Here is an 18,667-nt window from a genome sequence, read left to right as displayed (position 1 = left end):
CTGCCCGCTCGTGCGTCCGATCGGGTTGGATGGTGCCATGAGCGATACACAGAACGCCTCGTCCGCACCGGAGTGGGAGCAGCGGTTCCGCGCGCCCCGGGTTTCCCTTCCCGACTGGGCCGAGGACGCCCCTGAGCGCTCACTGTTCGTCTCCAACGCCACCGGCACGTACGAGCTGTACGCGTGGGACCGGACGAGTGGGGAGCAGCGGCGGGCGACCGGCCGGCCGAACGGGACGACCGACGGCGTGCTGACCCCCGACGGCGAGGCCATCTGGTGGTTCAACGACACCGACGGCGACGAGTTCGGTGTGTGGATGCGGCAGCCCTTCACCGGGGGCGAGGACGAGCCGGCGGCTCCCGGCCTGGAGCCCTCCTATCCGGCCGGTCTCGCCATCGGGCGGGACGGGACCGCCGTGATCGGCCGCTCCACCGACGAGGACGGCACGACCGTCCATCTCGTACGCCCGCGGGAGGAGCCCACCGAGATCTACCGGCACCGGGAGTCCGCCGGGGTCGGGGACCTCTCCCACGACGGCACGCTGATCGCCCTGGAGCACACGGAGCACGGTGACGCGATGCACTCCGCGCTGCGTGTCGTGCGCCCGGACGGTTCCATGGTCGCCGAGCTGGACGACACCGAGGGCGGCACCAAGGAGCTGGGCCTCGCGGTCCTGGGCTTCGCACCCGTGGCCGGTGACTCCCGGCTGCTCGTCGGCCATCAGCGCAGGGGCCGCTGGGAGCCGATGATCTGGGACCCGGTCGCGGGCACGGAGACCGCCCTCCCCATCGACCTGCCGGGCGACGTGGGCGCCGAGTGGTATCCGGACGGCTCCGCGCTGCTGGTCGAGCACAGCTTCGAGGCGCGCAGCGAGCTGTGGCGGTACGAGCCGGGTGCCGACGGTCCGGTCAGGGTCGAGACCCCCGCGGGTACGGTCTCGGGCGCCACCGCCCGCCCGGACGGCACCGTGGAGTATCTCTGGTCGTCGGCCGCGCAGCCGCCGGCCGTCCGTTCCACCGCCGGTTCCGTGGTCCTCGACCCGCCCGGTGCCAAGGCCCCCGACTCGGTGCCGGTCGAGGACGCGTGGGTGGACGGCCCCGGCGGCCGTATCCACGCCCTCGTGCAGCGGCCCGCGACCGGCGACGGTCCGTTCCCCACCGTCTTCGAGATCCACGGCGGGCCGACCTGGCACGACAGCGACGCCTTCGCCTCCGGCCCGGCCGCCTGGCTGGACCACGGCTTCGCGGTCGTCCGGGTCAACTACCGCGGCTCGACCGGCTACGGCCGCGCCTGGACGGACGCGCTCAAGCACCGGGTCGGTCTGATCGAGCTGGAGGACATCGCGGCCGTACGGGACTGGTCGGTGAAGTCCGGGCTCGCGGACCCGCAGCGGCTGATCCTGGCCGGTGGCTCGTGGGGCGGCTATCTGACCCTGCTCGGCCTCGGCACACAGCCCGAGTCGTGGGCCCTCGGACTGGCCGCCGTGCCCGTCGCCGACTACGTCACGGCCTACCACGACGAGATGGAGGCCCTGAAGGCGATGGACCGCACGCTGCTGGGCGGCACTCCCGAAGAGGTCCCGGAGCGCTTCGAGGCCTCGTCACCCCTCACGTACGTCGATTCGGTGCGCGCCCCCGTCTACATCTCGGCGGGCGTCAACGATCCGCGCTGTCCCATCCGTCAGGTGGAGAACTACGTGGACCGCCTCAAGGCGCGTGGCGCGGTGCACGAGGTGTACCGGTACGACGCCGGGCACGGCTCGCTCGTCGTGGAGGAGCGGATCAAGCAGGTCCGGCTGGAGCTCGACTTCGCGCTGAAGCACCTGGCGGATCCCCCGGCGGCCACAGCCTGAGAGCCGGGGCCTGGGCCTGAGGTCCGGGGCCTGGGGATCTGGGCCTGGGCCTGGGGATTTCAGCCTGAGGGCCTGGGCCTGGGCCTGGGGAACTGGGCCTGAGGATCTGGGGCGCGGCCGGTGGCGGGCTCCGGGCGAGCGTGGCCGGAGCGGACAGCCGGGGCTCACGGTGGCCCAGGGCAGAGCCCGCAGCCGGCACTCCGGGTGCTCCGGGCGGTGTGTGACGTCAACGTGGCGGCCGCCCGTCACCGCCCCCGGGGACGCGTAAGGGACGGATAAATGGTGTACCCCGCTCCGGGCGGCCGGGGCGGGGACCGTACCGTGGAGGGGTGTACCGGTTCCTGCTGACCCCGCGATGGTGGGGGATCAACCTGTTCGTCGTGCTGGCCATCCCGTTCTGTGTGTTCATGGGCACCTGGCAGCTCGGCCGTTTCGAGGACCGCGTGCAGACGCACGAGCAGGCCGAGAAGCAGCCCGACCCCAGTACCCGGGCCGCCAAGCCGCTCGACTCGCTGCTGCCCGTCGACAAGGTGACGTCCGGCCGCCCGGCCGTCGCGTCCGGTACGTATGCCGACCAGTTCCTGGTCCCCGGCCGCGAGTTGGACGACCGTAACGGCTTCTACGTCCTGAACATGCTGCGGACCGACAGCGGCAAGGCCCTGCCCGTCGTACGCGGCTGGCTGCCCGGCACCGCGGGGCGCACCGCCGTTCCGGCCGCGCCGAGGGGCGAGGTCACCGTGACCGGTGACCTCCAGGCCTCCGAGAACATGAACAGCGACGGCGTCAACTCCGAGGGCGGGCTCCCCGAGGGCCAGCTGGGCATCATCAGCGCCGCGTCGCTGGTGAACCTCGTCCCGTACGACGTGTACGACGCCTGGGTGACGCTCCCCGAGGCGGAGGCCGGAGGTACGGGCGGCGCGATGAAGCCGGTCCCCGCTGCCGCGCCGCAGGGCAGCGGGCTCGACCTGAAGGCCTTCCAGAACCTCGGCTACACAGGTGAGTGGTTCGTCTTCGCGGGCTTCGTGCTCTTCATGTGGTTCCGGCTCCTCCGGCGTGAGGCCGAGGCCGCACGGGACCTGGAGCTGGGCCTCGTCCCCGAGACCGGGACGACCGGGACCCCGGCGAACGAGACCACAGCGACCGCGACCTCGGCGACCGAAACCGAGGCCCCCGAGGCCCCGGCCGACGAGGCCCCCGCACTCTCGCGCGACGAGGACAAGGCCTCCGCCTGAACCTGGTCCCGGGCCCGCCCGGGACCACTGCCACTACTGCCGCGGCCGGAACGCTGCGACCGGAACGCTGCGGCCGGAGCGCCGCGGCCGGAACGCTGCGACGGGAGCGCTGCGACCGCGGCCCCGGACCCCAGCCCCCCGGACCCCAGCACCCGGGCTCAGTCCCCTGCCCCCGATCCCCCTGACCCCGGGCCCCCGGGGTCAGGCAGGTGGCGGGAGGTCACGGTCACAGCGTTCCCGGCCGGTGTGCTCAGGCCGTGCGGAAGGGCACGTAGTCCGTCTCGTACCCGAAGTAGCGCGGCCCCGCGAGTTCCAGGCCCCCGGGGCTGGTCCAGCGCGGGTCGCACGGCGCGGCCAGCACGCTGATGCGCAGCCCGTAGCGCAGGCCCTCCGTGGTGACCGGATCGCCGGAGTCGGTGTCCAGCACACAGATCAGGTCCGGAGTCGTGGCCACCGTCTCGCCGTCCCTGGTGGCGAGCAGATGCTCGTTCTGGAAGTCCAGCTCCAGCGTCCGGCCCGCGTCCGTGCCGACGCCCTCGACGCGGGCCCGGCCGCGGGCGAACCCGCCCTCGGTGCGCCGGCTGACGTCGGTCACCTTGCCGGTCAGCAGGTGGGTGCCGGACAGCAGGTCCCGGGCCGCGGCCACCGGGTCGGTGTGCGCGGCGCGGGCCTCCCGTACGGCGGCGCCCAGGTCCTCGGCCAGCGTCAGTGTCGCCGGAACCAGGCCCGCCGCCAGCTGGTCGCCCCGCAGGACCGTGTCCGCGCTGGAGATCTGGCAGCCGAGCTCGACGCAGACCGCGCGGGCGATGCGTTCGGCCGCGTGGTTGTCGACGGCCTCGATGATGATGCTGTTGCCCTTGTCGTCGGAGATGGCCATCGGGGTGTTGCGGACCCCGATCAGTCCGGGCAGCACCATCTGGGCCTCCGGGAAGGCCCGCCCCATCGCGTCCCCGTCCACGATCGGCAGCCCCGCCTCGGCGGCGCAGGCGATCGGCAGCATGGAGTTGACCCCGCCGATCTCGACCGGGGCGATGTGCGTGGCGGGGCGCCCGATGTACTTCTCCAGCGCGCGCAGGGCGGCCAGTTCCTCGCGGCCGTTGGGTACCCGCTCCAGCAGGACGGTCGGCGCCCCCATGCCCGAGATCGGTACGACAGTGGCGTCGGGTGCCACCTCGTCGAAGTCGACGACACGGACGGGTCCGTGCCTGCGGATGGCCTCGCGGGCGAGCAGCATGCCGATGTAGGGGTCGCCGCCCCCACCCGTGCCGAGGATGCCGGCGCCCCGGGCGATGTCTTCCAGGTTGTCCAGGGTGATCTCACGCATGTGCCGCTGCTCCGGTGGCGCGGGCCGTGCCGTTCACGGCGGTGTGTGCTGCCTCGGTGATACGGGTCAGGTCCGGGTCGCCGACCGCCTTGACCCTGATCCGGGTGGCGCCGCCGGGCAGATAGGCGAGCGGCACCTCCTCCAGGTCGACGATGCGTACGGTCCCCTGCCTGGCCCCGGCGCGTCCAGGGCGCGGCCCTCGGCCTCTTCACGGGCCTGGGCGAGAACCTGGTCCCGGCGGCCCTCGGGGACCTGGAAGACCCGGTCGACCTCGCCGCCCACCTGGGCGATGGCGGCGCCGACCGCGTTGGCCACGTCGAAGTGACCGGGCCTGCGCACATCGTCGAAGCCGGGCAGGGCCCCGGGCACCAGGATCGAGCCGCCGCCGACCGCGACCACGGGCAGCGGGGCGGCGGAGGTGCGCATCCGGTCGACGGTCTCCGCCAGGCGCCGGGCGATCCGGTCCAGGGCGCGTTCGGCGAAGTCCCGGTCCAGGTGTGCGACCAGGGCGGCGTCGCCCACCTCGGCGCGGCCCGCGGCCACCGCGAGGTCTGTGGCCGTCAGCCGCGTACCGCCGAAGACCAGGGCCTCCTCGGTGAGCCGGTAGCCGACCGAACGCGGCCCGGTCGCGCCGTCCTCCGATACGTGGGAGCCGCCGCCGATACCGAGCGAGAGCACGTCGGGGATACGGAAGTTGGTGCGGATTCCGGCGGCCTCGCTCTCGCCCGCCGCCTCCCGGGGAAAGCCGCCGACGAGGATGCCGACGTCGGACGTCGTGCCGCCGACATCGACGACCGCGCAGTCCCCGGGCCCGGAGAGATGGGCGGCGCCGCGCATCGAGTTGGTGGGCCCCGAGGCGAAGGTGGCCACCGGGTACGTGCGGGCGAAGTCGACGTCCATCAGGGTGCCGTCGTTCTGCGAGAGGAAGAACGGCGCGGTGATGGACACCTCGGCGAGCGCCTTGCCGAACGACTCCACGATGACGGTGGCCAGGTCGCGCAGCCCGGCGTTGATGATCGTCGCGTTCTCGCGGGCCAGCAGTCCGATGCGGCCGAGTTCGTGGCTGAGTGAGAAGTGCACGCCGTCGCCGAGTTCGTCGGCGAGTATCCGTGCGGCGCGCCGCTCGTCCTCCTCTGCGACGGGCGAGAAGACGGACGAGATCGCCACGGAGGTGATGCCGCGCGCGGCTATGTCGGCGGCGGTACGCCGCAGTTCCCCGGGGTCGAGCGGGGAGAGCGGCCGGCCGTCGAACTCGCGCCCGCCGTGGCACAGATAGCCGTGGCCGCCCACGGCCCGCCGCTGCCGCTCGGGCCAGTCGACCATCGGCGGCAGCGCGGCGGTCGCGGGCAGTCCGAGCCGTACGGCGGCGACGGGTGCCAGCCGGGCGCCCTCGATGAGCGCGTTCAGGAAGTGCGTGGTGCCGATCATCACCGCGGTGATGGCCTCGATGGGCGGATTCAGGGCACGGATCGCCGCGGTCACACCGGAGGTGATGTCGGACGTCGTGGGGGACTTGGCGGCGGCGATGACCCGGCCGTCGTCCCTGAGGAGGGCGGCGTCGGTGTTGGTGCCTCCGACGTCGATACCGATACGCATGGGGGTGTCCGTCTCGTGAGTTCGTACGCGGGTGACTCGTACAGGGGTGGCGAGGTGTGGTCGGGGGTGACGAGGTGTGGTCGGGGTGGCGAGGTGTGGTCGGGGTGGCGAGGTGAGGTCGGGGGGACGAGGTGAGGTCGACGTGGCGCGGTGCGAGGTGAGGTCGGGGGTGTCCGTCCGTACGGGTGGCGCAGGTCTGTGTGGGTGGTTCCCGGTTGTCCGGGGGTCCCGGGGCCGTGTGGGTGGTTTCCGGTCGTCCGCCCCGCCCGGCCGTACGGGGCTCGGGGGATGTACGGGGCTCAGGTGCCGTACGGGGCTCAGGTGCCGTACGAGGCTCAGGTGCCGGACGAGGCTCAGGTGCCGGACGAGGAGGGCGCGGCAGAGGCCGGAGCGGACGGCGAGGTGCGCCTCGCCTCGGCCGCCCGGCCGGGTCACGCGGGTACGGCGGTCCGCGCCGTGCTCGCGCTGGCGGCGCTCGCCGCCACCGGCGGGGCCACGGGCGACGTACCCGTACGCTCGCGCGGGCAGCTCCTCGCCGAACTGCTGACCGCGCCCCGCGACCGGGCGCTGCCGCTGGCGGCCCGTGGGCGGGCGCTCGGCCTCCCGGTGGATTCCTGGCACATCGCGCTGCGCCTGGTGCCCGTGGCGCTCGACGGCACGGAGCGCTACCGGGTCCTGGAGAACGCCGCGCCGGAAGCGCTGAACCTGCTGCGCACCGTCCTCCCGTACGCGGCGCCCCCGGCCGCGCCCGCGTCCCCGCCCGCGCACGCCTCCACTCCCCCGCCCGCATCCGCCCCCGCGCCACGCCCATGTCCGCGCCCGCGCCCGGCGTCCAGTGGAACGCCACGGTCGTCGACGACGCCCTCACCCTGCTCTGCACCCTGTCCGCCGACCCCGGCACGGAGGGTCGTCATCAGGTGCTCGGGGCGACCCGGCGGGCCGTGGAGCGTCTGCGCCGTCTGCACCCCGACGCCGATCTGCGCTGCGGCGTCGGCGTCCCGCACCGCGGTCCGCTGGGGATCAGGTCGTCCGCCCGTGAGGCGCGCGCCGCACTGCCGCGGGCCGGGGGCGACCCGGTGGCCGCGCACGACGCTGCGGGCGTGGACCGGATGCTGCTGGAGTGGTACGCCTCCGAGGCCGCACGCGAGGCGGTCGGGGAGCTGCCGGCCCCCGTCATGGCCCTGGGACCCGAGCGCGCCGAACCCCTCCTGCGCACCCTCCAGGCCTACCTGGACCACAACAACTCACCGGCCCGCGCCGCCGAGGTCCTCCATCTGCACCGCAACGCGGTGGGCGCCCGGATCCGCAGGTTCACCGAGCCGACCGGTGCCGATCTCAACGACCCGGAACAGCGCATCGCCCTTCAGCTGGCCTGCCGCGCGGGTCTCGCCCCACCGCCACCGCCCCGAACGGCCGGTGACACCACGGGACCACTACCGCGGAGCCCTCTACGCCCGGCACGGGGCACACCCCGCACCGGCGGCACGCCCCGCGTCTACGACGCGGTGAGCACGCCCGTCCGGTAGATGGTGCCCGCGCAGGCGTTCGGGATCTTCGTCTCGGCGGTCGGGGCGCCCGATTCCGGGGTGTGCGTCACGGCCACGCTGCCGTCCGCCGTGCCGCCTCCCTCGCCGCTGGCGAACTGTGCCTGCGGACCCTCCGCCGCAGGGGCTTCGCCGGTCGAGCCCCCGGCACCGTCCGGCGGGGTCGGGCTGGGGCTGGCGCCGGTGGTCGGACAGGTGTCCGTCGGCACCCAGGCGAACTGCACCTCGTACGCCATGGACGGCTTCAGCAGCACCGTTCCCGGCTCCTGCGAGGGGTCGGGGAGGGCGCTCGCCGCGTCTCCCGCCGTGTGCTGGACGACATCGATCTTGTGCTGGTCGGCCGCGCCCATGGCCGTGAAACCCACCGTGCCGTCGCTGCTCACCGAGCAGTCCTTGCCGGACACGTTGGCGATCTTGAAGCTGCCGTACACCGTGCCGTCGGCGCCCGCGGCGCCCGTTCCGGCCGAGGCGACGCCGAGCTGGCCGGGGTCACAGGCCGGCATGGCCGCGGCCTCGGAGCGGGGTGAGTCGGCGGTGCCGCCGGTCTCGGAGCCCTCGGCGTCCTCGCCACCGCTCGCCGAGGGCGAGCCGGAGGTGTCGGGCAGGCCCTTGCCGCCCTCGTTCTCCCGGTCGGACGCCCCGGAGGGCAGGTCGTCGCCCGCCTCGGCACCGGGCTCGGTGCCATTGCCGCCGTGGGCCTGCTCGCCGTGTCCGGCGATCGCGGGCCGGGCGTCGGAGGAGCCGTCCGAGTTCGCGACGTGGACGAAGGCGGGGACGGCGGTGCCGATCAGCAGGGCCGCCGCGGCCGCCCCGACGACGGCCTGCCGCCGCCTGGTGCGCCGGGCGGGAACCGCGCGGCGCAGATGGTCGAGGGTGCCCTCGACGGGTTCGAGGCCGTCCACCGCACCGCGCAGCATGCGGCGCAGCGCCACCTCGTCCAGCTCACCGCCGCCCGCGCCACCGGGACCGCCACCGCTCCCGCCGGGCGCCCGGCCCGCGAAGAGGTCGGTCAGCGTGCCCGGGAGGCCGGTGTCCGCGGATTCGCCGTCCGCGTCCGGCGAGGCGCTGCTCCCCGGTGCGTCGTCCTGGGCACGCGCCGCTGTGTCGTCCTGGGCACGCGCCGCTGTGTCGTCCTGGGCGCTCCCCGGTGCGTCGTCGTGGGCGCTGCCCGGCGCGTTGTCCCGGGCACCGCCCCGGCTGTCGTCCCGCGCGCTGCCCGGGGTGTTCTCCGGCCCGTGGTTCACAATTCCGTTTCCAGTCCGGTCATTCTCGTGCCTGCCCTCGGGCCCGCTCATGCCTGCGCCTCCATCACGACGCGCAGGGCCGCGATACCGCGCGAGCCGTACGCCTTGACCGAGCCCAGCGACACCCCCAGCGTCTCCGCGACCTGCGCCTCCGTCATGTCCGCGAAGTAACGCAGCACCAGCACCTCGCGCTGGCGCCGCTGCAGCCCCTTCATGGCCTTGATCAGCGCGTCCCGCTCCAGCTGGTCGTACGCGCCCTCCTCGGCGCTCGCCATGTCCGGCATCGGCTTGGAGAGCAGCTTCAGCCCGAGGATGCGGCGGCGCAGCGCGGAGCGGGAGAGGTTGACGACGGTCTGCCGGAGGTACGCGAGCGTCTTCTCCGGTTCCCGTACCCGGTTGCGCGCGGAGTGCACGCGGATGAACGCCTCCTGCACCACGTCCTCGCAGGAGGCGGTGTCGTCCAGCAGCAGGGCGGCGAGGCCGAGCAGCGAACGGTAGTGGGCGCGATAGGTCTCGGTGAGATGGTCGACCGTGGTTCCCGCTGCCACCGTCTCCTCAGCGCCCTCGCGCTGCGACGGCAGTCGCGCGGGACGCGCGGCGGGCATGGGCGCGATCACCGGCATGCCGCCGGGCGCGCGGGGCCGCCGGAGCGGACGCACCGAAGCACCCCGCAACGGGCCCACCACTGTGATATCGAGAACCTCTGCCACGCCAGTTGGACACACTGCCCCCCGTCAGGGTTGTACGCGTACGGCACCGCGTTCAGCGCTGTGCGATATGCCCTCATGCGTACCTGCTCTTCCCCAAATGCCCCAAAATTGCGCCCCGCCGCGCAAGAAGTGACGGCATAGACGCTGCCCGACCGACATGCGGTTGCAGGTGGCCGGGAGATCATCGTCGGATATGACAACGCCCCAGCTCAAGGGGTTCAGACCAGCGAATTCTGCAACGGGTGTTCACAGATCCTACAAAATAGGTTCGATCAGCCCCGGGGGAATTCGGCGGCCACGGATTCAGCGATCTGAGCAACGTTCAAAGCAGCACCTTTGCGCCGATTGTCGCCACAAATGAACATTTCGAGTGCGCGTGAATCGTCCATTGAGCGCCGCACCCGCCCGACCCAGGTCGGATCGGTTCCCACGACATCGGAAGGCGTGGGGAAATCGCCGGAGGCCGGGCTGTCGAACAGCACCACGCCGGGAGCGGTCGCCAGGATCTCGTGCGCCCGGTCGACGGCGACCTCGCTCTCGAAGCGCGCGTGGACGGACATCGAGTGCGTCGCGATGACGGGAACGTACACACAGGTCGCCGTGACCTTCAGATCCGGCAGGTCCAGGATCTTGCGGCACTCCTCGCGGATCGCCAGTTCCTCGGACGACCAGCCGTCCCCGGCTTCGGTCCCGGCCCATGGCACGACGTTCAGGGCCACGGGTGCGGCGAAGGGGCTCCCGTCGCCGTCGCCGAGTGCCCGCCGTACGTCGCCGGGGTGCGTACCCAGCTCCGTACCGGCCACCAGCGACAGCTGTTCGCGCAGTGCGGCGACACCGTCGCGGCCCGCGCCGCTCACCGCCTGGTACGAGGAGACGATCAGCTCCCGCAGCCCGAACTCGGCGTGCAGCGCGCCGACCGCGACGATCAGCGACAGCGTGGTGCAGTTCGGGGAGGCGACGATTCCGCGCGAGCGGAGCCGTACGGCGTGCGGGTTGACCTCGGGGACGACCAGCGGCACGTCGTCGTCCAGCCGGAAGGCCGCCGAGTCGTCGATGACCACGGCGCCCTTGGACGCGGCGAGCGGGCCCCAGCGGGCGGACACCTCGTCCGGCACCAGGAACAGGGCCACGTCGACACCGTCGAACACGTCCTCGTCGAGCGCGAGGACCTCGGTCTCCTCACCGCGTACGACCAGCTTGCGGCCGGCCGAACGCGGTGAGGCGACAAGCTTCACCTCGCCCCAGACATCCGCGTGCTGCGAAAGGATCTGGAGCATGACGCCACCGATCACCCCGGTCGCGCCGACGACCGCGAGCGAAGGGCGGCGGGCGGTCATCGTCCGGTGCCCCCGTACACGACGGCCTCGTCGGAGTCGCTGTCGAGGCCGAAGGCGGTGTGCACGGCGCGCACGGCCTCGTTGACGTCGTCGGCGCGGGTGACCACCGAGATACGGATCTCGGAGGTCGAGATCAGCTCGATGTTCACGCCCGCGTCGGACAGCGCCTCGAAGAAGCCCGCCGTGACGCCCGGGTTCGTCTTCATACCCGCGCCGACCAGGGAGATCTTGGCGATCTGGTCGTCGTAGCGCAGCGAGTCGAAGCCGATGGTGCCCTTGGTCCGCTCCAGGGCGTCGATGGCCTTGCGGCCCTCGGCCTTGGGAAGGGTGAAGGAGATGTCCGTCAGTCCCGTCGACGCGGCGGAGACGTTCTGCACCACCATGTCGATGTTCACCTCCGCGTTCGCGATGGCGCGGAAGATCGCGGCGGCCTCGCCCGGCTTGTCGGGGACGCCGACAACGGTGATCTTGGCCTCGGAGACGTCATGGGCGACTCCGGAGATGATGGCGTGCTCCACCTGCTGGTCCCCTTGCGGCTCGTTGCTGACCCAGGTGCCGCGCAGTCCGGAGAAGGACGAGCGGACGTGGATCGGAATGTCGTATCGGCGTGCGTACTCCACACAGCGGTGCAGCAGCACCTTGGAGCCGGACGCGGCCAGCTCCAGCATGTCCTCGAAGGAGATCCAGTCGATCTTCCGGGCCTTCTTGACGACCCTCGGGTCGGCGGTGAAGACACCGTCCACATCGGTGTAGATCTCGCAGACCTCGGCCTCCAGCGCGGCCGCGAGGGCGACGGCGGTGGTGTCGGATCCGCCCCGGCCCAGCGTGGTGATGTCCTTCTTGTCCTGGGACACACCCTGGAAACCGGCGACGATCGCGATATTGCCCTCGTCGAGCGCGGTACGGATCCGCCCCGGCGTGACATCGATGATCCGCGCTTTGTTGTGAACCGAGTCGGTGATGACACCGGCCTGACTGCCGGTGAACGACTGGGCCTCGTGGCCCAGGTTTTTGATCGCCATGGCCAGCAGGGCCATGGAGATCCGCTCTCCCGCGGTCAGCAGCATGTCGAATTCACGCCCGGCAGGAATCGGGGATACCTGCCCGGCGAGATCGATCAGCTCGTCCGTCGTGTCGCCCATCGCTGACACCACGACAACCACTTGGTTGCCGTTCTTCTTGGCATCGACGATTCGCTTGGCGACCCGCTTGATGCCCTCGGCATCGGCTACGGAGGAGCCTCCGTACTTCTGCACGACAAGGCCCACGTGCGCTCCTCGCTCAGTCCATTACTGCGGTCGGCTCAGTTTAACGAGCAGTCCGGAATCGCCCGCCTCATACCAGATGGTGAGATGTCCCGCCCGCCACATGATCCGGCGTGTCGTCCCGGACTGCTCGTACCGGGCTGTTGCCCGCCGATCGCCCCCGCACTCCCGTATGTGTCCCAGCCCACACACGGCGTCACCGGGGTGGCGGGTCGGTGCGCCGCCTCCTTGACTCCATGGTGCCCCGACCGGGTCTCCCGCACGCTCATCGATCTCTCGCACGCTCATCGATCTCCCGCACGCTCATCGGCGCGACCTCGGCCTCGGCACCGTGACCGTCCCACGCCCCGCGGCCGAGCGCAGTTCGGCCACCCGGGCGGCGACGTCCAGCGGCTGACGCGGCCGGGCCAGGAAGGTGTCCGGTACGTCGCCATCCGCCCCGCTCGCCTCGTCGCGGTCGATGTCGGCGCGGCAGTCCCCGCAGACGCCGTCGACCAGCGTGGCCGTGGTCTCGTCCTCGTCGCAGAAGGCGCACATCATCAGGGCGCCGAGAATCTCCTCATGGTGGCCGTCGGTCTTCCCGGGCTGCGGGGCGGGGGGCATCTTGTTCTCCAGTCGGGTACGCAGGAAGGCTCCGGCGGAATGCACGGAAGCGGGCAGCCCCGCCACCAGGGCCCGGGTGATCTGCTCCTGGCCGAGCCCGCGCACGAACCACTCGTCGACCAGGTGTTCCAGCGCCACGCACTCGCCGTCGGACAGCTGGAGCCTCGGCTCCCGGCCGCCGAGCGCGGCCAGGAGCCGGTACGCCTCCGAGCGCGGCGCGGGAACGCCCGGCTCCGGCTCCGGCCGCCGCGGTTCCCGCTGCGACGACCCGGGCTGCCGCTCCCGCTCCACCGCGTCCGGGGCCGGTGGCTGGCCGGGGGCGTCGACGCCCCGGACGAACCGCACGTACCGCGCCCACCAGGCGGCGTCGCGGGCGGTGCGGGAGAAGTACGTACGCGTCACCCAGCGCCTGCCGCCGTCGGCCACGGTGACATGCACCTTGATCCGCCGCAGGTGCCCGGCCCGGGTCAGCCGGTCCAGCGCGCTGCGGCAGGCCTGTTGGCCGTACTGCGGCAGCTCCTCGGCCAGCACCTTGTAGCCGATGGCGGCGCCTTCGGGGAGCCGGTCGACGTACGCGGCGACGGCGGCTTCCCGGGCGTCCAGATGGCCGAAGTCACCGGCGCCGCGCGGGGCTTCGTCGGGCGCGTGACGCTTGCCATACCCGGCTTTGGCCATGGGATGGGCGGGAGCACGCAGGGCAGCACTAACATTGGCGTCAGCCATGTGGATCGAATTCCTTGGTTGTTCGATCTGGTACGGCCAGACCCCGGTTGGTGTTCCTGCACCGCCGGGGTCGTCCGTTCTCTGGAACATGGGTTGCTCGGCACGAATCTAGAGCGCGCACACACTGCGGCGCAAACCGGTCACCGAATGTCACCCCCGCCCCGCCCGCTCGCTCATCTGCGCAGGTCCGCACGGGACTTGGGAGGGTGGGTGGGTTCAACCTCAACCACCCGTTCCCACAGAAGAGAGCTCGGAGCCCGAGGCCCGCGACTCGGGGCTTGAGCCCCGGGACGACCTGCGGCAACAGCCCCCGAACGGCGGCGGGGAGGCGGCGGAGCACGGGCCTCCACCACACCCCCGGTGCCATGATGATCGCCGTTCGGCGGGTTCCCGCCCGTGGACCACCCGGTCCGCCCGCGCACCCGCCCCACCCGGTTCGAGCATCGTGATCCCTGCCGAAGGAGAGCCCGTGAAAGACCAGTCACAGCAGGAGCAGAAGCAGGAGCGGAAGCAGGAACTGGAGCAGGAGCAGGAGCAGGCGAGCCCCGAGGTGCAGGCCCGTATCCGGGCCGGTTTCGACCGCCACGGTCTGATGCACCACCTCGGTGCGCGGATATCGCGAATCGCGCCGGGCCGCGTGCACATCGTGCTCCCGAGCCGCCCCGAGGTCACCCAGCACAACGGTTTCATCCACGCGGGCGCCACCGGCGCGATCGCGGACACCGCCGGTGGCTTCGCGGCGGTCACCCTGTTCCCGGACAACGCGGAGGTGCTCACGGTCGAGTACAAGATCAACCTCCTCGCACCCGCCCTCGGTGACCACATCGAGGCAGTCGGAACCGTCCTGAAGCCCGGACGCACCCTGACCGTGTGCGGGCTGGAGGTGTTCGCCGTCCAGGACGGCCGCAGGAAGCTGGTCGCCAACGGCCAGCAGACCCTGATCCGCGTGACCGTGCCCGAGCGGTAGGCCTCAACCGCCCTCGTACCGTGCGACTTTCGTCGGCCCGCCGTAGACCATCGGCCGACGCCCCGGCCGCCCCGCGCTCACGACACTGGGCACCTCGACCGGAACGCCGGAACAAACGGGAGGCACCCAGTGCGGAGCAACGGAATCAGCCGGGCACGGTTTCTGGCCGGGACGGCGGCACTGGGGGTGGCGGGGGCGGCCGGCCCCCTGCTCACAGCGGCCCCGGCCGGTGCGTCACCGCGCCCGGGACTGACGTACCGGGGCGTGCTGTACGAGGTCACGGACGGCGAGAACCCGGCGACCGGGTGGAACGCGACGCGCATGCGCGGTGACCTGCGGGCGATCAAGGACGATCTGCACGCCGACTCCGTCTCGGTCTGGGGCGACGGCGTCGAACGGCTCGCGGCAACGGCGGACGAGGCGGCCGAACGCGGCCTGTGCGTCTGGCTCCAGCCGCGTCTGGGCGACGTCCCGGAGGCGGACATCCTGGAACACCTCGCCGAGACCGGCCGGCACGCGGAGCGGCTGCGCCGCCAGGGGGCGCGCGTACACCTCAGCGTCGGGTGCGAGTTCGTGCTGTACGTACCGGGGATCGTCCCGGGGGACTCCGCGCTCGAACGCGTGGAGAACCTGCTCAACGGGACGTTCGACCCCGTGCTGATGCAGCGGCGTCTCACCTCGTTCATCGCGCGGGCGGCGAGGACCGGGCGATCCGTGTTCCGGGGGCCGCTGACGTACGGCGCGGCGCACGAGGACGTGGTCGACTGGGACCTCTTCGACCTGGTGAGCGTCAACTACTACGCGTACCACCGCAGTCGGGCCGGTTACGTCCGCGATCTGCGCCCGTATCTGCGGTGGGGCAAGCCGGTCGCGATCACCGAGTGCGGCACGTGCACCTTCGTCGGCGCGCCCGAACTGGGCGGCATGGGCTGGAACGTCGTCGACTACGAGAAGGGCGAGATCAAGGGCGGCCTGGTCCGCAGCGAACGGGTCCAGGCGGCGTACCTGACCGATGTGTTCGACGTCTTCGAGTCGCTGGGCCTGTACGCGGCGCTGGTCTACGCCTTCTCCGCCCCCGACACCCCCCACCGCCCGGACGACCCGCTGCACGACCTGGACATGGCCACGTACAGCCTCGTGAAGACGATCCGCGACGGCGACCCCGACGACCCGGCGTCCCCCTGGCACTGGGAGCCGAAGGAGTCCTTCCACGCGCTGGCCCGGCATTTCGCGAGGGCGGGGCGCTGAGGGCGGGGCGCTGAGGAGCGGCTCCCGAGGGGATCGCGCCCGCTACTTCACCGGCCGCAGCCCCAGCGGTCCCGCGATCTCCTGCACCATCACACGGCCCGCCTCCTCCGCCAGGTCGTCCTCGCCCGGGTCCTGGTCGATGTCCAGGCCGTCCAGCTCTTCGAGGGGCTGGTTGAGGCGGATGTGGGCGATCAGGGACTGGAGGGCGCGCAGGGTGGCGGAGGCGGTGGAGCCCCAGTTGGAGAAGTACGAGAACTGCCACCACCACAGCGCCTCGGCCGTGCGGTCGGCCTCGTAGTGCGCCAGACCGTGGCCGAGGTCGGTGACCAGGTCGGCCAGGTCGTCGGAGATGCGGTGCGGGACCGGGGCCTTGCGGGGCTCGTACGGGTCGAAGACCTCGGAATAGACGTCGATCGGCTCCAGGAGGGCCGCGAAGCGCTCGCGCAGGCCGTCCGCGTCCGGCTCGGCGCCCAGGTCCGGCTCGTAGCGCTCGTCGGGCAGGACGTCCTCGTACGCACCGAGACGGCCGCCCGCCAGCAGCAGCTGGGAGACCTGGAGGAGCAGGACCGGAACGGCTTCCTCGGGCTCCTCGACCTTGGACACCTCGGTGACCGCGACGATGAACGTCTTGATCTGGTCCGCGATCTGGACGGCGAAGTCGTCCGGGTCCTGCGTGACGGAGTTCAGCGTGGCGTCAGACATCGAGGGGACCTCCCGTGGGCGCGGTCTCGAACGGTGGGTGGGGCCGGACATGCACGGCGGCGGCGTCAGACATCGAGCAGCCGCCTTCCTTCGAAGGCGCGGCCCAGGGTGACCTCGTCGGCGTACTCCAGGTCACCGCCCACGGGCAGGCCACTGGCCAGCCGGGTCACCCTGAGCCCCATCGGCTTGACCATCCGGGCCAGGTACGTGGCGGTGGCCTCGCCCTCCAGATTGGGGTCGGTCGCGAGGATCAGCTCCGTGATGGAGCCGTCCGCGAGTCTGGCCAGCAGTTCCCGGATCCGCAGGTCGTCCGGGCCGACGCCCTCGATCGGGCTGATCGCGCCGCCCAGGACGTGGTAGCGACCCCGGAACTCGCGGGTCCGCTCGATCGCGACGACGTCCTTGGGCTCCTCGACCACACAGATGACCGTCTGGTCGCGGCGCGGGTCCCGGCAGATCCCGCACTGCTCCTGCTGGGCGACGTTCCCGCACACCGCGCAGAACCGGACCTTGTCCTTGACCTCCAGGAGGGCATGGGCGAGACGGCGCACGTCGGTGGGTTCGGCCTGCAGGACGTGGAAGGCGATCCGCTGCGCGCTCTTGGGACCGACGCCGGGCAGCCTGCCCAGTTCATCGATGAGGTCCTGAACAACGCCTTCGTACAACGGAACGCCTTTCCTCAATGCTGCTTCGTACCGTAGTGGGTACGGGTCGGTACCTGTAGGGCTCGGTCAGAAGGGCAGACCGGGCATGCCGCCCAGGCCCTGCGCCAGCGGGCCCAGCTTCTGCTGCTGGAGCGCCTGCGCGTTCTCGTTGGCCGCCTTCACCGCGGCGACCACGAGGTCGGCGAGCGTCTCGGTGTCCTCGGGGTCCACGGCCTTCGGATCGATCACCAGGGCGCGGAGCTCACCGGCACCGGTCACGGTGGCCTTCACCAGGCCGCCGCCCGCCTGGCCGTCGACCTCGGTCCTCGCCAGCTCCTCCTGGGCCGCGGCAAGGTCCTGCTGCATCTTCTGGGCCTGCTGGAGCAGCTGCTGCATATTGGGCTGACCACCACCGGGAATCACGGTCACTCCTGGCATTTCGACGACGAATGTTTCGGTATGCCGAGCCTACGTGCTTGCCGGTCGCCACGCCCCACCCGCCGGAGACCAACTCTTTCGGGTGAGATTCCGACGGCCTGTAGCAGCCTCCTATACCTGATCACAGGCCGTGCGCAGGCGGGAATCCCGCGATTTCGACCCCACGGCCCACCATTCGGCGGTAGGAAGGGCACGCGCATCACTACGCATACCGGCATCACCGGTAACGCAGAGTTACCCGGGCGGGGCCGTCGGCCGCGCCGACTGCCCCCGTCCCCGAGTCACGCCCGGGAATCACGTCGAGTCAGTCGAGTCAGTCGCTCCGCCGAGTCCGCCGAGTCCGTCGCGTTCTTGGACAGAGTCCTTAAGCAGAGTCCTTAAGCAGAGTGCAGAGGAGTGCCCCGGTGAGTCAGCCGGAGATGCAGCCCGAGGGGCCGCCCCGCAAGGAGACCGACGCGGGATCCGGTGGAGATACCGGAACCGAGCGGTCCGTCCCGGGTTCCGGTGCGGGGCCCCGCGACCTGACCGCCCGCGCCTTCCCCCCCGGCGACTGGGGCGATCCCGCCGAACGTCTCGACGAGCTCTACCGCTGGGTCGAGTCGGGTGCCCTGCGCACCGCCGACTGGTATCTCCGCGACCGGGTCCGCAAGCGGCGCCGCGCCCGTGCGCTGCGGCTCGGCACCGCCGCCGGGGTGGTCGCGGGGGCGACGCTGCCGCTGCTCGACCTCACGGGCGCGCTGGACGGGTCGGCCGGCTGGGGCTATATGTCGCTGCTGCTGGGCGCCGCCTGCATGGCCGGCGACCGGTACTTCGGTCTGACCTCGGGCTGGATGAGGGATTTCGCGACGGCCCAGGCCGTGCAGCGGCGCCTTCAGGTGCTCCAGTTCGACTGGGCCTCGGAGTGCGTGCGCGAGGTGCTCGGGCCGACCGAGGGCACGGCCAGCGAGGCCGCGGAGCGGTGCCTCGGGGTGCTGCGCCGGTTCTCGGAGGACATCACGGAGCTGGTCCGGTCGGAGACCGCGGACTGGATGGTGGAGTTCCGGGCCGGTCCCGCGCCCATGGGCACGCAGTCCCTGGTGACCGGCGGCGGGAACAGCCGTGCGGAGCCGGGGCCGGGGGCGGGACGGTTCTCGATGCCGTCGGTCGCCACCCGGCCGAACATGCCCCGGCAGCGGCCCCCGGAGTCGCCCCGCTGAGGTGCGGCCGCCGAGGGTGCGGCCCGTTCCCGACCGGGGCCG

At 72.1% G+C, this 18,667-nt stretch carries 16 protein-coding genes; 6 read left to right on the top strand and 10 right to left on the bottom strand.

Translation table 11 applies throughout. From position 1 onward, the window contains the following. Positions 1-37 precede the first annotated feature (37 nt). Positions 38-1,852, top strand: coding sequence for a S9 family peptidase (locus ACIGJO_RS30765; RefSeq protein ID WP_399963768.1), 1,815 nt, complete (start codon positions 38-40; stop codon positions 1,850-1,852). A gap of 329 nt (positions 1,853-2,181) precedes the next feature. After that, positions 2,182-3,084: an SURF1 family protein gene (locus ACIGJO_RS30760; protein WP_399963766.1), complete on the top strand. Its 903-nt coding sequence runs from the start codon at positions 2,182-2,184 to the stop codon at positions 3,082-3,084. A gap of 250 nt (positions 3,085-3,334) precedes the next feature. On the opposite strand, the gene ACIGJO_RS30755 is transcribed toward ACIGJO_RS30760, so the two are convergent. Both ACIGJO_RS30755 and ACIGJO_RS30750 read right to left on the bottom strand, forming a co-directional pair. Then, positions 3,335-4,408, bottom strand: coding sequence for a DUF917 domain-containing protein (locus ACIGJO_RS30755; protein ID WP_399963764.1), 1,074 nt, complete (start codon positions 4,406-4,408; stop codon positions 3,335-3,337). Between the two features lie 66 nt (positions 4,409-4,474). Then, positions 4,475-6,004, bottom strand: coding sequence for a hydantoinase/oxoprolinase N-terminal domain-containing protein (locus tag ACIGJO_RS30750; RefSeq protein ID WP_399963762.1), 1,530 nt, complete (start codon positions 6,002-6,004; stop codon positions 4,475-4,477). An 809-nt stretch (positions 6,005-6,813) separates the two neighbouring features. Between ACIGJO_RS30750 and ACIGJO_RS30745 the strand changes: the two genes are divergently transcribed. Beyond that, a complete protein-coding gene (locus tag ACIGJO_RS30745; RefSeq protein WP_399963759.1) occupies positions 6,814-7,530 on the top strand; it encodes a PucR family transcriptional regulator in 717 nt (238 codons plus the stop codon). Here ACIGJO_RS30745 and ACIGJO_RS30740 read toward each other — a convergent pair. From ACIGJO_RS30740 to ACIGJO_RS30720, 5 genes are all read right to left on the bottom strand, one after another. Continuing rightward, entirely contained in the window at positions 7,500-8,843 is a 1,344-nt protein-coding gene (locus ACIGJO_RS30740) for a hypothetical protein (protein WP_399963757.1), read from the bottom strand. The genes ACIGJO_RS30745 and ACIGJO_RS30740 overlap by 31 nt on opposite strands. Then, positions 8,840-9,415, bottom strand: a complete 576-nt coding sequence (locus ACIGJO_RS30735; protein WP_073719508.1) for a SigE family RNA polymerase sigma factor — start codon at positions 9,413-9,415, stop codon at positions 8,840-8,842. The genes ACIGJO_RS30740 and ACIGJO_RS30735 overlap by 4 nt, the downstream gene beginning before the upstream one ends. A gap of 359 nt (positions 9,416-9,774) precedes the next feature. Next, positions 9,775-10,839, bottom strand: coding sequence for an aspartate-semialdehyde dehydrogenase (locus ACIGJO_RS30730; RefSeq protein WP_399963755.1), 1,065 nt, complete (start codon positions 10,837-10,839; stop codon positions 9,775-9,777). Continuing rightward, on the bottom strand, positions 10,836-12,107 hold the full coding sequence (locus ACIGJO_RS30725; protein WP_399963753.1) for an aspartate kinase: 1,272 nt from the start codon (positions 12,105-12,107) through the stop codon (positions 10,836-10,838). Before ACIGJO_RS30725 ends, ACIGJO_RS30730 begins: the two co-directional genes overlap by 4 nt. Before the next feature lie 300 nt (positions 12,108-12,407). Next, positions 12,408-13,430, bottom strand: coding sequence for a hypothetical protein (locus tag ACIGJO_RS30720; protein ID WP_399963750.1), 1,023 nt, complete (start codon positions 13,428-13,430; stop codon positions 12,408-12,410). A gap of 592 nt (positions 13,431-14,022) precedes the next feature. On the opposite strand from ACIGJO_RS30720, the gene ACIGJO_RS30715 reads away from it, so the two are divergent. Together ACIGJO_RS30715 and ACIGJO_RS30710 are read left to right on the top strand one after the other, a co-directional pair. Next, positions 14,023-14,397 (top strand): PaaI family thioesterase, encoded by a 375-nt coding sequence (locus ACIGJO_RS30715; RefSeq protein ID WP_399963808.1) that lies wholly within the window; start codon positions 14,023-14,025, stop codon positions 14,395-14,397. 129 nt (positions 14,398-14,526) lie between these two features. After that, on the top strand, positions 14,527-15,645 hold the full coding sequence (locus tag ACIGJO_RS30710) for an abortive phage infection protein (protein WP_399963747.1): 1,119 nt from the start codon (positions 14,527-14,529) through the stop codon (positions 15,643-15,645). 42 nt (positions 15,646-15,687) lie between these two features. Here the strand turns inward: ACIGJO_RS30710 and ACIGJO_RS30705 are convergent, their stop codons facing one another. The 3 genes from ACIGJO_RS30705 to ACIGJO_RS30695 form a co-directional block, all read right to left on the bottom strand. Further along, complete coding sequence (locus tag ACIGJO_RS30705) at positions 15,688-16,347, bottom strand: DUF5063 domain-containing protein (protein ID WP_266922467.1); 660 nt, start codon at positions 16,345-16,347, stop codon at positions 15,688-15,690. A gap of 65 nt (positions 16,348-16,412) precedes the next feature. Next, entirely contained in the window at positions 16,413-17,012 is a 600-nt protein-coding gene (gene recR, locus ACIGJO_RS30700) for a recombination mediator RecR (RefSeq protein ID WP_266922466.1), read from the bottom strand. A 66-nt stretch (positions 17,013-17,078) separates the two neighbouring features. Beyond that, a complete protein-coding gene (locus ACIGJO_RS30695; RefSeq protein WP_399963806.1) occupies positions 17,079-17,414 on the bottom strand; it encodes a YbaB/EbfC family nucleoid-associated protein in 336 nt (111 codons plus the stop codon). Between the two features lie 419 nt (positions 17,415-17,833). Between ACIGJO_RS30695 and ACIGJO_RS30690 the strand changes: the two genes are divergently transcribed. Then, complete coding sequence (locus tag ACIGJO_RS30690; protein WP_399963744.1) at positions 17,834-18,625, top strand: SLATT domain-containing protein; 792 nt, start codon at positions 17,834-17,836, stop codon at positions 18,623-18,625. Positions 18,626-18,667: the final 42 nt, after the last annotated feature.

This window comes from Streptomyces sp. NPDC079020 (assembly GCF_044542225.1).
In the GTDB taxonomy this organism is placed as follows: Bacteria; Actinomycetota; Actinomycetes; order Streptomycetales; family Streptomycetaceae; genus Streptomyces.
Note: the sequence above shows the minus strand (reverse complement) of the source record. Positions and strands in the feature narration are given on the sequence as shown.

Excerpts from the sequence above, each read along its gene's own strand:
- ACIGJO_RS30765 (WP_399963768.1), top strand. The coding sequence starts at position 38 with ATGAGCGATACACAGAACGCCTCGTCCGCACCGGAGTGGGAGCAGCGG.
- ACIGJO_RS30745 (WP_399963759.1), top strand. The coding sequence starts at position 6,814 with ATGTCCGCGCCCGCGCCCGGCGTCCAGTGGAACGCCACGGTCGTCGAC.
- ACIGJO_RS30705 (WP_266922467.1), bottom strand. The coding sequence starts at position 16,347 with ATGTCTGACGCCACGCTGAACTCCGTCACGCAGGACCCGGACGACTTC.
- ACIGJO_RS30715 (WP_399963808.1), top strand. The coding sequence starts at position 14,023 with ATGCACCACCTCGGTGCGCGGATATCGCGAATCGCGCCGGGCCGCGTG.
- ACIGJO_RS30750 (WP_399963762.1), bottom strand. The coding sequence starts at position 6,004 with ATGCGTATCGGTATCGACGTCGGAGGCACCAACACCGACGCCGCCCTC.
- ACIGJO_RS30720 (WP_399963750.1), bottom strand. The coding sequence starts at position 13,430 with ATGGCTGACGCCAATGTTAGTGCTGCCCTGCGTGCTCCCGCCCATCCC.
- ACIGJO_RS30740 (WP_399963757.1), bottom strand. The coding sequence starts at position 8,843 with ATGAGCGGGCCCGAGGGCAGGCACGAGAATGACCGGACTGGAAACGGA.
- ACIGJO_RS30755 (WP_399963764.1), bottom strand. The coding sequence starts at position 4,408 with ATGCGTGAGATCACCCTGGACAACCTGGAAGACATCGCCCGGGGCGCC.
- ACIGJO_RS30735 (WP_073719508.1), bottom strand. The coding sequence starts at position 9,415 with ATGCCGGTGATCGCGCCCATGCCCGCCGCGCGTCCCGCGCGACTGCCG.
- ACIGJO_RS30730 (WP_399963755.1), bottom strand. The coding sequence starts at position 10,839 with ATGACCGCCCGCCGCCCTTCGCTCGCGGTCGTCGGCGCGACCGGGGTG.